The sequence below is a fragment of the Pseudomonas sp. ASL3 genome (assembly GCF_056680425.1).
The window spans coordinates 4,332,567-4,345,143 of the sequence record NZ_CM155281.1 but is presented as its reverse complement, the minus strand read 5'-3'; the positions used below and the strand labels follow the sequence as shown (position 1 = coordinate 4,345,143).

Genomic DNA, 12,577 nt, shown 5'->3' with positions numbered 1-12,577 from the left:
ATGGCAACTCTCGAATTGCGCAACGTCAACAAGACCTACGGCAGCGGTTTGCCGGACACCTTGAAAAACATCGAACTGAAGATCAATGACGGTGAGTTTTTGATTCTGGTCGGCCCTTCAGGCTGCGGTAAATCGACCTTGATGAACTGCATCGCCGGGCTGGAAAGCATCAGCGGCGGCTCGATCCTGATCGACGACGCTGACATCAGCGGCATGAGCCCCAAGGATCGCGACATTGCCATGGTGTTTCAGTCCTACGCCTTGTACCCGACCATGAGCGTGCGCGAGAACATCTCCTTCGGTTTGAAAATCCGCAAGATGGCCCCGGCGGCCATCGAAGAAGAAGTCGCGCGGGTCGCCAAGCTGTTGCAGATCGAACACCTGCTCAGCCGCAAACCCGGCCAGCTTTCCGGTGGTCAACAACAGCGGGTGGCCATGGGCCGGGCACTGGCACGGCGGCCGAAAATCTACCTGTTCGACGAGCCGCTTTCCAACCTCGACGCCAAGCTGCGCGTCGAGATGCGCACTGAAATGAAGCTGATGCATCAGCGGCTGAAGACCACCACCGTTTACGTGACCCACGACCAGATCGAAGCCATGACCCTGGGCGACAAAGTGGCCGTGATGAAGGACGGGATCATTCAGCAGTTCGGCACGCCAAAGCAGATCTACAACGATCCAGCCAACCTGTTCGTTGCCAGCTTCATCGGTTCGCCGCCGATGAACTTCATCCCCCTGCGTCTGCAACGCAAGGACGGGCGTCTGGTGGCCCTGCTGGACAGCGGTCAGGCGCGTTGCGAGCTGCCGTTGGGCATGCTCGATGCCGGCCTGGAAGACCGTGAAGTGATTCTCGGCATGCGTCCTGAACAGATCGTTCTGGCCCCCATCGAACCCAATGGATTGCCGACCATTCGTGCCGAGGTTCAGGTGACCGAGCCGACCGGACCGGACACGCTGGTGTTCGTCACGCTCAACGAAAGCAAGGTCTGCTGCCGCCTGGCGCCGGATGTCGCGCCGCAGGTGGGCGAAACCCTGAACTTGCAGTTCGATCCCGCCAAGGTGCTGCTGTTCGACGCCAAGAGCGGCGAGCGGCTGGGGGTTCTGGGGAAGTCGCAGCCTGCCGAGCGTGTGGGCAAGGTCACGCAGATCAATCGCAGCCTGTAAACGCTACGCCGAGCACTGTTGGTTGATCGACCCTGCCTGAGCGGGCGGTCAGCCAGCGACACGATGTAAAGAATGAAGACCAAGTACGAAAGCTAATAACAATAAAACGAGGATCTAGGGATGAAAAAGCAACACAACAACACCCGTTTGCTCTGCCAAGTGTCGGCGGTTGCAGCGCTGGTTCTTTCTGCCAATGCGATGGCAGACGACGCTTTTAGCGCCGATTCCAAATGGATGACCGGCGACTGGGGTGGCGAGCGGACCAAGCTGATCGAGATGGGTATCGACATTAAGGCGGACTATGTCGGTGAAGTAGGCGGCAACCTGAGTGGTGGCTACAACCACGACAAGACTGCGCGTTACTCCGACCAGTTTGGTCTGGGCGCGGCGCTTGACCTGCAAAAGCTGGTGGGCTGGGATAACACCCAGGCCAAGATCCAGCTCACCAATCGTAATGGTCAAAACATCTCCAATGACCGTGTCGGCGACCCGCGTGCAGGCACCTTGAGTTCTTCCCAAGAAGTTTACGGCCGTGGCCACATGGTGCGTCTGACCCAATTGTGGGTTCAGCATCAGTTCCTCGACAACAAGCTGGACGTTAAAGCCGGTTACTTCGGCGAAGGCGAAGACTTCAACACCTTCCCCTGCGAATTCCAGAACCTGGCGTTCTGCGGCTCCCAAGCGGGTAACTGGGCGACGAACATCTGGTACAACTGGCCGGTCATGCAGGCAGCTTTGCGCGTGAAGTACAACATCACGCCTGAGTTGTATACGCAAATCGGTGTGTACGACCAGAACCCATCGCAACTGGAGCACGGCAACGGCTTCAAGCTCAGCGGCAGTGGGACCAAGGGTGCCCTGATACCGGTCGAACTGGTCTGGTCGCCGCACCCCAACGGTCTTCCAGGCGAATACCGTGTGGGTTACTACAAGAGCTCGGCCAACGCCAATGACGTTCTCGAGGACGATAACGGCAATAACGCAGCGACCACCGGTAACAGCTACCGCGTTCACAGCAGCAAGCACGGCTACTGGGGCGTGGTGCAACAGCAACTTACCACCCATAACGGCGACGCCTCCCGCGGTCTGCACGTCGCGGCCAACGTAACGTTCCACGACAAGGCCACCAACATCGTCGACAACTATCAGTCGCTGATGTTTGTGTACAAAGGCCCGTTCGATATGCGTCCGAAGGATGACATGGGAATCGGTTTTGCCCGTATCCATGTCAACGATGACGTGAAGAAAAACGCCGAGTTGCTCAACGCCAGCAATGGTGTCACCGACTACGACAATCCGGCGTTCACACCGCTGCGCGACACCGAGTACAACTACGAAATCAACTACGGCTTCCACGTTACCAACTGGCTGACCGTACGTCCTAACCTGCAATACATCACCCACCCCGGTGGCGTGGACCAAGTAGACAACGCTCTGGTGGCCGGCCTGAAAATTCAGACGGTGTTCTAACTTGCAATACGTTAAGAGCCCAGGCGGTGTTGATCAGGTTGACAACGCACTCGTTGCTGGCTTGAAAGTGCAGTCCAAGTTCTAAGAAGCGTTTAACAAAGGGACTTGAGCGCTTTTACAAATCAAGGGTCGTGTGTGCTTTGCGGGCAGCCTTGGCTGCCCGTTTTTTTGTTCTTTTTTCTGTGTGCTTCGTTTTTAAGAGACGATGATTCGCCTTTATTTCAAGCGATATCAGGACGGCGACGATGATCAGCGACACGCTTGAACATCCACTACAGCGATTTTTCATGTCGTCACGGCCCCGGCCGACCTTTGAGTGGGAACGCTTCCAGCAGCGGGATGTGCTGCTGATAGATCACCCGCAATGCCAAGCGGTGTTCAGTCGTCAGGGTGGTCAGTTGCTGCACTTCCAGCCGCGTGGGCAACATCCGTGGTTATGGTGTGCCGCGCAATGGCCGCAAGTCGGCGCGATTCGCGGTGGCGTGCCGGTGTGCTGGCCGTGGTATGGCCGTCATCCCAGCGAAGGCGTCTGGCCGTCCCACGGTTGGGCGCGTTTGCTCGACTGGAAACTGATCGACAGCCGTGAAGATGAACAGGGCGTCAGTTTGCACTGGCGCCTGAAGCTGTGGGATTGGCAGGTCGATCTACACGCGCAACTGGGGCAGGGCATGGAGCTGCGCTTGAGCACCCAGCATGAAGACAGCGAACCCTGCCACTTCAGTCATGCGCTGCATGCTTACTGGCGCATCAGCGATGTCGCGGACGTGGCTCTGGACGGACTGGATGGCGCCAAAGGTTACGACCAGCTCAATCGCCAGGCTTGTCAGCAAGAAGGTGAGTTACGGGTCGAGGGTGGCTGTCAGCGGGTGTTCAACCATGTTGGTCAGCTGCAGCTTCAAGACGAGGCGTGGCAGCGCAGCTTGTGCATCGATACCAGCGACAGCACCAACACGGTGGTCTGGCATCCGGGCAGTCGTCCGTTGATGGGCGTGGCCGGTAACGAAGCCATGGGTTTCATCTGTGTCGAAGCCGCGTCAGGTGGCTCGAATTGCCTGAGCCTGGCGCCCGGAGAACAGGCGCATCTGAGTCTGCAGGCGCATTTGTTGCATTGAGGGGACTGATTTATTTTCAGAGCTTCACCGAAAATTAATCTGTCCCCGTTTTGTTGTTAAGTCGGGGACAGATTGATTTTTCAAAGAGCGTGAAAAATAAATCAGTCCCCTGTGGCGGGGCTTCAAATCAACTCATCATCAATCGGATACCGGCTGGCGTTGAGGCTTTCCTTGATCTTGCGCAAATGCGGCTGGAAATCCACGCCCCGACGCAGGGTCATGCCGGTGGCCAATACGTCGAGTACAGTGAGCTGGATGATCCGTGACGTCATCGGCATATAGATGTCGGTGTCTTCGGGCAGCGGAATATTCAGGCTCAGGGTGCTGGCCTTGGCCAGCGGCGAACCCTCGGCGGTCAGGCCCAGGACCGAGGCGCCGTTCTCCCGGGCGATGCGCGCTACTTCCACCAGTTCGCGGGTGCGACCCGTGTAGGAAATGATCACGAACAACTCACCGGTGTGCGCCACGGAAGCGATCATGCGTTGCATCAGCACATCGGCATGCGCTGTTACCGCCAGGTTGAAGCGGAAGAACTTATGCTGGGCATCCAGCGCCACCGGGGCCGAGGCGCCGAGGCCGAAAAAATGGATCTGTCGTGCCTGAATCAACAGATCCACGGCTTTGCTGATCAGGTTCGGATCGAGTTGTTGAAGGGCACTGTCCAGCGAGGCGATGGCGCTGCCGAAGATTTTTCGGGTATAGGCCTCCGGGTTATCGTCGGCTTCCACTGCGCGGCTGACATAAGCGGCACCACTGGCCAGGCTTTGCGCCAGCTGTAATTTCAGCTCGGGATAACCACTGACACCGAACGAGCGACAGAAACGATTGACCGTAGGCTCGCTGACTTTGGCAGTCTGGGCCAGCGCGGCGATGCTCAAGCGAGTGGCTTGTTGCGGGTTGAGCAAAATCACCTCGGCGACCTTGCGCTCAGCCTTGTTCAATTCGTCGAGACGGCCCTGGATCTGCTCCAGGAGGTTACGCATGCGGTCCATTTTATGTCCTTGTCGTGCAGGCAGCAGACTGTTCTGCCAGTGCCTGTCATCGAGAGTCTTCCAGGTGTTGGCAAAGGTGGCCTATCGTACTGATGGGCCTCGTCTATCACCATCGGAATCTAGTTTTGGACGAAATGTTGTGATTATTACTACATTTGGTCTTGAGTCCTGCCTTTAAAAAGGGTATTTGTAGCCTAACTTGATAAAAGAACAAACATTATGCCTCTGATAACGGTTGAACCGTGCACCTTTGCCTTGTTTGGCGCCTTGGGCGATCTGGCGTTGCGCAAGCTGTTTCCTGCCTTGTATCAACTCGATCACGCGGGGCTGCTGCACGCCGATACCCGCATTCTGGCACTGGCGCGCGAATCCGGCGATGAACAGGAACATCTGGCGAACATCGATACCCACTTGCGCCGCTTCGTGCCGGCCGCAGAGATCGATGAAGTCGTGGTCCGCCGTTTTCAGGCGCGCCTGAGTTACCTGCATGTGGACTTTCTCAAGGCCGACGATTATGTCGCGCTGGCTGAACGAGTGGGTGACGCGGCGTCGTTGATCGCGTATTTCGCCACACCTGCCTCGGTGTATGGCGCGATTTGCGAGAACCTGGCATCGGTGAACCTGACCGGGCGCACCCGTGCGGTACTGGAAAAACCCATCGGCCATGATCTGGCCTCTTCACGTCGGGTCAACGACGCGGTCGCGCAGTTTTTCCCGGAAAACCGCGTCTATCGGATCGACCACTATCTGGGCAAGGAAACGGTACAGAACCTCATCGCGCTGCGGTTTGCCAACAGCCTGTTCGAGACCCAGTGGAATCAGAACCACATTTCCCACGTCGAAATTACGGTTGCGGAACAGGTCGGCATCGAAGGCCGTTGGGGCTACTTCGATCAGGCCGGGCAACTGCGCGACATGATCCAGAACCACTTGCTGCAACTGCTTTGCCTGATCGCCATGGACCCGCCGAGCGACCTGTCCGCCGACAGTATTCGTGACGAGAAGGTCAAGGTACTCAAGGCCCTGGTGCCGTTCACCCCGGAACGCCTCGCGACTCAGGTAGTGCGTGGCCAATACATCGCCGGTTACAGCGAAGGCAAACCGGTACCGGGTTATCTGGAGGAAGAAAACTCCAATACCCAGAGCGACACCGAAACCTTCGTCGCCCTGCGTGCCGACATCCGCAACTGGCGTTGGTCCGGCGTGCCGTTCTACCTGCGTACCGGCAAGCGCATGCCGCAAAAGCTGTCGCAGATCGTGATCCATTTCAAAGAGCCGCCGCACTACATCTTCGCCCCGGAGCAGCGCTTGCAGATCAGCAACCGGCTGATCATCCGCCTGCAGCCGGATGAAGGTATTTCCTTGCAGGTGATGACCAAGGATCAGGGCCTGGACAAAGGCATGCAGTTGCGCAGCGGCCCCTTGCAGTTGAATTTTTCCGATACCTATCACAGCGCACGGACTCCCGATGCCTACGAGCGATTGTTGCTGGAAGTGATGCGCGGCAATCAGAACCTGTTTGTCCGTAAAGATGAAATTGAGTACGCATGGCAGTGGTGCGACCAACTGATCGCCGGCTGGAAAAAGGCTGGCGATGCGCCCAAGCCTTACGCGGCAGGGTCGTGGGGGCCGATGAGCTCCATTGCACTGATTACTCGAGATGGGAGGTCATGGTATGGCGATATATGAACTTGAACTGCCAGAGGGCGTAGTCGCCCACGAATTCGCCAATCCGGCGCTGCTGGCCAACGAACTGGCGGCCGCTGTGGCCGAGCAGTTGCTCACAGCGATCAACGCTAACGGCGTGGCGACCCTGGTGGTGTCCGGTGGGCGTAGCCCGGTGGCATTTTTCCAAAGCCTGGCCCAGCAAGCGCTGGACTGGTCGAAGGTGGTGGTCAGCCTCGCGGATGAACGCTGGGTACCGGTTGAGCATCCTGACAGCAATGCCGGCCTGTTGAAGCGCTACCTGCTGCAAGGCCCGGCGGCCGAAGCCCGCTTTATCGGTCTGTACCGTGCAACGTCAAGCCTGGCAGAAGCGGCGCAGGACGCCGATCAAGCCCTGGCTGAACTGCCACCGATCGATGTGCTGGTGCTGGGGATGGGGGATGACGGTCACACCGCATCGCTGTTTCCCGGCAGCCCGAACCTGAGCGAGGCATTGCGCCTCGATGGTCAGCGTCGTTGCTTGCCGATGCTGGCGCCTACCGTGCCACGTCAGCGTTTGACCATGACACGCCAGTTGCTGGCGTCGGCCCGTCTGCCGATCCTGTCCATTTCCGGGCAGGCCAAACTCGACACATTGCGCACGGCCCTGGCCGGGGATGACCTCGCCCAGATGCCGATCCGCGCCTTCCTCAATTCCTCGTTAGAGATTTACTGGTGCCCATGAGCCAAGGATCAGCCGCCATGAAAACAATCGAAAAAGATCTGCCGCTGAACAGCATGGCGAACAAAATTGCCCAGATCGACGAACTCTGCGCCAAGGCGAAGATTTTGCCGGTGATTACCATCGCCCGCGAAGAAGACATTCTGCCCATGGCTGATGCGCTGGCCGCAGGCGGATTGACCACACTGGAAGTGACCCTGCGCTCGGCGTTCGGCCTGACCGCGATTCGCGTCCTGCGTGAGCAGCGTCCAGAGCTGTGCGTCGGTGCGGGGACTATCCTCGATCGGAAAATGCTGGCAGACGCGGAAGCTGCCGGTGCGCAATTCATCGTGACACCCGGTTGCACCCAGGACCTGCTTGAGGCCGGTGTCGAAAGCCCGTTGCCGATGTTGCCCGGGATCAGCAGCGCCTCGGAAATCATGGTCGGTTATGCCCTGGGCTATCGTCGTTTCAAACTGTTCCCGGCGGAAATCAGCGGCGGCGTCGCGGCGATCAAAGCCCTCGGCGGCCCGTTCGGCGAAGTGCGCTTCTGCCCGACTGGCGGCGTCGGTCCGGCCAACCTGAAAAGCTACATGGCGCTGCCAAACGTGATGTGCGTGGGCGGCTCGTGGATGCTCGACAGCGCCTGGATCAAGAATGGCGAGTGGGCAAAAGTTCAAGCCGCCAGTGCTGAAGCGGTGGCGCTGTTCGATCAGAAATAAGTGGTTTGTTGTTGCTGTAAGTGCTGTTGCTGTCGTTGTTTGTAGTTATTGTGAAACGGCTTTTTACGGTACACCTTGGTCGGGTGTGCCGTGTTTTTTCTCTCGATATACCCCTCCTGCTTACCCCATCTCTGTTTCCGACGTAAGCGTTCGCCGTTTGGCTAAAGCTTGTTCTATCCTCTTTTTGCTACCCGCCAGACGGGTTCAATTTAAGGAAGAAAGGGACATTTTATGAGCAAGGAAAAACCTGATGACAACCAACCGGCCTCGAGCGAACGACGGGATTTGATGAGCGCTGCATTGTGGACGGCTGGCGGACTGGGCCTGGCGTCACTGTTCCCAGCGTCACACGCGGTCGCTGACAAGGGTAAAGGGGCCGCGGATTCGAAGGTCTGTGTGCTGACCCCCGAACAGATCGCAGGCCCTTATTTCAGAAACACCAAACTGATCAGGCGCAATATCAGCGAAGGCGAAAATGGCATTCCGCTGTTGCTGAAACTCAAAATCGTCGACACCGTGAAATGCACGCCAGTGAGCAATGCGTTCGTGGATATCTGGCATTGCAATGCACGGGGCGGCTATTCCGGTTGGGCAAAAATCAGCCCGGACCTAGAGGCGGTGTCGGGCGAAGTGGGCTCGATACAGCGCACCGATGACGAAACCTATTTGCGCGGCTCGCAGTATTCCGACGCCGAGGGGATTGTCAGGTTCACCACCATTTTTCCGGGCTTCTACGCCGGCCGGGCGACCCACATCCACGTGGCTGTTCGCGAACTCGGGCCGACAACTCTTGAGGACCGGCATGTGGTCTTTGTCGGCCAGATGTATTTCCCTGAGCGGGCGTCCAGCGAAATCAATCAGCTGGCGCACTACGCGGGTCGCGAGATCGGGCGCCTGACCAACGACAAGGACGAGTTATACACGCAGATGCGCGGCGCCGCCTCGACCCTGACCGTCAAGCGCATTGCCGAAGACTCAATCGAAGACGGGCTGTTTGCCGAGCTGGTGATTGGCGTGGACATGAGCGCCACCTCGATGCAGATTCAGCCATCGGATTTCAATAAGCACACCGTTTGATGAAGAGAGGGCACCGAGTGAATCGGTACCCTTTGCATCTGTCATCGGCGTGGGGCCTGACGCTTGCGCAATGGGTCAAGCAGCGCACCCAGGCCGTTATGGTCGATCTCATGCATCAATGCCAGCAGGGCGCCCAGCTCGCCGGAAGGAAAGCCTTCCCGGGCGAACCAGTTCAAATACTGCCCGGGCAAATCGGCGATGAGTCGCCCCTTGTACTTGCCATACGGCATTTCGCGGGTGACCAGCAATTCAAGTTTTTCGGGATTCATGTCGACGCCATTCAATGTGGAGGTGCCATCTGCTGTGCACGAAACGACAGCCCTCAAGATACGTGCATTCTGCATGCAGGCCAAACGACAGTTCTTGCAGAAAGAACGATGGGTCTGTCTATTGAAAATATTAACTATTTGAAACTAAAGGATAATTTGTCTAAGCGGAAGCTGGCATGAAGAATGCTGTTTCTACTGTTATCGATCAACACAATGAAGGAGTTGGAAAATGACAGACATTAATAAAGAAGCAATTTCACTGCTCAATGATCTGATCGAAACCAGCAAGGATGGCGAGAAAGGCTTTAGCACCAGCGCTGAGGACGTCACGAACCCGGAAGTGAAGCGCTTTTTTCACAGCCGTGCGCAACAGTGCTCCACAGCCGTTGTTGAGCTTCAGACTGAAGTTCGGGTATTGGGCGGCGATCCAGCTAATTCCTCCAGTGTGGGGGCTTCCCTGCATCGGGTTTGGGTCAATCTGAAATCGGCGGTGACCGGAAAAAGCGATGAGGCGGTTCTTAATGAGGTCGAACGTGGTGAAGACCACGCGCTCAAGGCCTACAAAGAAGCCCTGGAAAAAGCCCGTGCCAAAAATCTGCCAACTGATGTTATTGCATTGATTCAAAAACAACTGGACGGTGTTCAACACAATCACGATCAGATCAAAGTCCTGCGTGACAGCGCTCGCGCCCAGAACTGATCGAAAGCTTGAAAAAGAACGCCAGCCTGTCTGGCGTTCTTTTATGTCTGAAGCAAAACGCAAACTACGTGACAAGTGGGGCAGGGGACGAGGCAGTCAACGCATGTTCCACGCGATTACGGCCTTTGCGTTTGGCTTGATACAGCGCCTTGTCCGCCACCTTGGTCAGGACTGCCGGCGTATCGTCGGGGTGGATGAGCTGAGAGGCGATGCCGATGCTGACCGTAATGGGCTGTTCGTCATTGGCAAAAGGCGGTAGCGCCTCTATTGCTGCCCTGATGGCTTCGGCAATGACCTGTGCGCCCTCGAGAGGTGTCTCGGCCAGGACCACTGAAAACTCTTCACCGCCGTAACGCGCTGCAAGGTCTCCAGGGCGACGAATGCGGCCCAGAATGGTCGCGGCCACTCTGCGCAAGGCCTCGTCCCCACCATTGTGACCGTGGCGGTCGTTGAACGCCTTGAAGTGGTCGACGTCGATCATCAACAGCGAGAGCGGCTTACCTGAGCGCAAACCCCGGGCCCATTCGGTATTCAGCACCTCATCGAGCTTGCGGCGATTGGCCAGACCGGTCAAACCGTCGGTCGCGGCCAGTTCGGCCAGCTCTTCTTCGGCGTTCTGACGCAGACGCAATTCACGGCATAGCAGAAACGTCAGCCACAAAATGCCGATACACAGGACGCTGGTAGCGCTGCCCACTAACCAGGTGTTGCGCTTCCAGACGCCGTACACCTCATCTGCGGATTGGCCCACGACCACGATCAGCGGCAAATCGCCGACGCGCGAAAAGGTGTACAGCCGCTCTTTGTTGTCGCGGCTGGAAACGCTGGTAAAACTGCCGTCGCGTTCTTTGAGGACGCGCTTGAAGTTCTCTTTCTGACTGAAATTCTCGCCAGTCATGTCCTTGCCATCCAACTCCGGTTGCCGTGCCAGCAGAATGCCGTTGGTATTGATCAGGTTGACGTTGCTGTCCGTGCCGATATTCAGGCCCTTGAACAGCTCATTGAAATACACCAGTCGCATTGCCCCCGACGCTACGCCGAGAAACTCGCCCTGAGGCGAGGACACACGGCGACTAAAGCTGATGCACCAATCGAGGTAGCCCGCGCGCAATTTGAACGGATCGCTGATCAGCAGGCCCAGCGCCGGATTGTCCCGGTGCGCCTTGAAATGAGCACGGTCGGAGAAATTGGCGGTTCTGGATTTGACCGACATGGAGTCGGCGAGAACGTCGCCGTTCTTGTCCAGTAGCAGCAAATCACCCTTGTAGGGCGCAGCAGTGGAGCGGTCGAACAGCACCAGCTGACGGATCTGCGGCGAGAGGCTCATGATCTCCGGACGCTGCCACGCGGCAATCATGCCCTGCAGGGACGTGTCGTACAGCTCGGCGTTACGCAGCACATCGGCATCGATCAATTGCACGATATTGGACGCCGAACGGGCGGCAAAATCCTTCGCGCTGTCGCGTTCGCGAAACAGCAACGAGGTGACGATGACAAGAATAGCGAGCACTGCCAGGCTGCTGCCGAAAATCAAAATAATTTCCGGTCTGGACCTTTTGCCTGGCGTTGCATGAACGGTAAACGTTGAATTCATTTCTGAGGTCTGTTTGAAATAACCAGCAATAAAAAGTGTAACTATATGATTTAAAACAAATTAGTGTCGTTAACTAAGCAATTTTGAAGCGCATATCAGGGTTATTTAAAACCTGATATTTCGCGGGGGTGAATCAAAGTGCTTTTTGATAATAATTGCAAGTCGGACGTGTCTTGATATTGCGTATGAAGGCGTGAGCCAGAGGCTAATCCTGCGGGAGATCAGAGCCTATGCAGGCGCTGCCGAAGGCTGCGATAGGCCGGGGTCGCGCTCGACCGGGACGACCTTCATACGGTAGTGAATTCAACCCTTTCACCGGCGTTTGGCACTTGAGTGCAGAGAAGCCAGTTCCAGGCCATCCATCAGTGTTTTGTCTGACTCAACGCATCTGAAACATCTGCGCCGCTCTTTTCCACCACTGCCCCTCGGGCGGGTCTTGCTCCTGTCCACCCAAGGGCATCACATCCGGCATGTCGCGCAATCTGATCCATGGTTCGCTCTGCCAATACAGCAAGCTGAAAGACACTCCAGGCCAGCGCACGATGCTGCTTCGGGATATTAGCGGCCGAGAACTGCTGGGAATCCCGTAGGGTTGGTAGCACTTCATTACTGAGCCATTGCCGCAGGCTGCGGTTTTCCGGGATGTAGTGAAACACCAGCATCGCAAATACACCTGACTCGCTGATCATTGCTGTTTCTTGCAACTCGCCAGCACTTCTCAGCCAGATTTTTCGACGTTGATCCGGGTCAAGCTTTTGCGTCATGCGCTCATTCAGCGGATGTCCCATCAAGCGCCCCAGGTCCCGTATGCAAAACCAGGCCTGCGATTCCAGCATCAAGGTCTGCAAACTGCGTCCGTGCCGAATGAAAAGCATGGCTTCGAAGTAATCGGTCATGGCCTGCCTCCGATGTGAAGGAGGGCGAGTGAAGGGGTGTGGAGTTTTGCTGGATTGAAGGCGTGCATGGGGATCGCTCCTTGATTTGGGGCTGCCACGGACCTTCTCACAAGTTTGGGTGGCAGCTGTGCGCAGGGTGAGAAACCGGAAATCAAGGCACCCGGTAGACCCGAAGGTCTCCCACGCACAGCCGCCATAAAACGCTATTGCGGGCGC

The 12,577-nt window shown here is 57.0% G+C and carries 13 protein-coding genes; 9 read left to right on the top strand and 4 right to left on the bottom strand.

Going from position 1 to position 12,577, the window contains the following annotated elements; all coding sequences use genetic code 11:
* From AC1MEE_RS20125 to AC1MEE_RS20110, 4 genes are all read left to right on the top strand, one after another.
* Nucleotides 1-1,164: an ABC transporter ATP-binding protein gene (locus tag AC1MEE_RS20125; RefSeq protein WP_480411321.1), complete on the top strand. Its 1,164-nt coding sequence runs from the start codon at nucleotides 1-3 to the stop codon at nucleotides 1,162-1,164.
* Nucleotides 1,165-1,284: 120 nt separating this feature from the next.
* The gene (locus tag AC1MEE_RS20120; RefSeq protein ID WP_480411320.1) at nucleotides 1,285-2,634 is read left to right on the top strand and encodes a carbohydrate porin; all 1,350 of its coding nucleotides are present in this window, start codon (nucleotides 1,285-1,287) and stop codon (nucleotides 2,632-2,634) included.
* A 1-nt stretch (nucleotide 2,635) separates the two neighbouring features.
* The gene (locus AC1MEE_RS20115) at nucleotides 2,636-2,719 is read left to right on the top strand and encodes a carbohydrate porin (RefSeq protein ID WP_480416284.1); all 84 of its coding nucleotides are present in this window, start codon (nucleotides 2,636-2,638) and stop codon (nucleotides 2,717-2,719) included.
* Between the two features lie 160 nt (nucleotides 2,720-2,879).
* Nucleotides 2,880-3,746 carry a D-hexose-6-phosphate mutarotase gene (locus AC1MEE_RS20110; protein ID WP_480411319.1) on the top strand — a complete coding sequence of 289 codons (867 nt, stop codon included), beginning with the start codon at nucleotides 2,880-2,882 and terminating at the stop codon, nucleotides 3,744-3,746.
* 122 nt (nucleotides 3,747-3,868) lie between these two features.
* On the opposite strand, the gene AC1MEE_RS20105 is transcribed toward AC1MEE_RS20110, so the two are convergent.
* Nucleotides 3,869-4,729, bottom strand: a complete 861-nt coding sequence (locus tag AC1MEE_RS20105; RefSeq protein ID WP_480416283.1) for a MurR/RpiR family transcriptional regulator — start codon at nucleotides 4,727-4,729, stop codon at nucleotides 3,869-3,871.
* Between the two features lie 228 nt (nucleotides 4,730-4,957).
* On the opposite strand from AC1MEE_RS20105, the gene zwf reads away from it, so the two are divergent.
* From zwf to AC1MEE_RS20085, 4 genes are all read left to right on the top strand, one after another.
* Nucleotides 4,958-6,427: a glucose-6-phosphate dehydrogenase gene (zwf, locus tag AC1MEE_RS20100; protein WP_480411318.1), complete on the top strand. Its 1,470-nt coding sequence runs from the start codon at nucleotides 4,958-4,960 to the stop codon at nucleotides 6,425-6,427.
* Nucleotides 6,414-7,127, top strand: a complete 714-nt coding sequence (pgl, locus tag AC1MEE_RS20095; RefSeq protein ID WP_480411317.1) for a 6-phosphogluconolactonase — start codon at nucleotides 6,414-6,416, stop codon at nucleotides 7,125-7,127. Before zwf ends, pgl begins: the two co-directional genes overlap by 14 nt.
* Nucleotides 7,124-7,825, top strand: coding sequence for a bifunctional 4-hydroxy-2-oxoglutarate aldolase/2-dehydro-3-deoxy-phosphogluconate aldolase (locus AC1MEE_RS20090; protein ID WP_480411316.1), 702 nt, complete (start codon nucleotides 7,124-7,126; stop codon nucleotides 7,823-7,825). Before pgl ends, AC1MEE_RS20090 begins: the two co-directional genes overlap by 4 nt.
* A 231-nt stretch (nucleotides 7,826-8,056) precedes the next feature.
* Nucleotides 8,057-8,902 carry an intradiol ring-cleavage dioxygenase gene (locus AC1MEE_RS20085; protein ID WP_480411315.1) on the top strand — a complete coding sequence of 282 codons (846 nt, stop codon included), beginning with the start codon at nucleotides 8,057-8,059 and terminating at the stop codon, nucleotides 8,900-8,902.
* 41 nt (nucleotides 8,903-8,943) lie between these two features.
* Here the strand turns inward: AC1MEE_RS20085 and AC1MEE_RS20080 are convergent, their stop codons facing one another.
* Nucleotides 8,944-9,171 (bottom strand): DUF3820 family protein, encoded by a 228-nt coding sequence (locus AC1MEE_RS20080; RefSeq protein ID WP_480411314.1) that lies wholly within the window; start codon nucleotides 9,169-9,171, stop codon nucleotides 8,944-8,946.
* A 229-nt stretch (nucleotides 9,172-9,400) separates the two neighbouring features.
* On the opposite strand from AC1MEE_RS20080, the gene AC1MEE_RS20075 reads away from it, so the two are divergent.
* A complete protein-coding gene (locus AC1MEE_RS20075; protein WP_480411313.1) occupies nucleotides 9,401-9,871 on the top strand; it encodes a PA2169 family four-helix-bundle protein in 471 nt (156 codons plus the stop codon).
* A 64-nt stretch (nucleotides 9,872-9,935) separates the two neighbouring features.
* Here AC1MEE_RS20075 and AC1MEE_RS20070 read toward each other — a convergent pair whose 3' ends face one another.
* The gene (locus AC1MEE_RS20070; RefSeq protein WP_480411312.1) at nucleotides 9,936-11,465 is read right to left on the bottom strand and encodes a sensor domain-containing diguanylate cyclase; all 1,530 of its coding nucleotides are present in this window, start codon (nucleotides 11,463-11,465) and stop codon (nucleotides 9,936-9,938) included.
* A 362-nt stretch (nucleotides 11,466-11,827) separates the two neighbouring features.
* On the bottom strand, nucleotides 11,828-12,361 hold the full coding sequence (locus AC1MEE_RS20065; protein WP_480411311.1) for a BRO-N domain-containing protein: 534 nt from the start codon (nucleotides 12,359-12,361) through the stop codon (nucleotides 11,828-11,830).
* Between the last annotated feature and the right edge of the window lie 216 nt (nucleotides 12,362-12,577).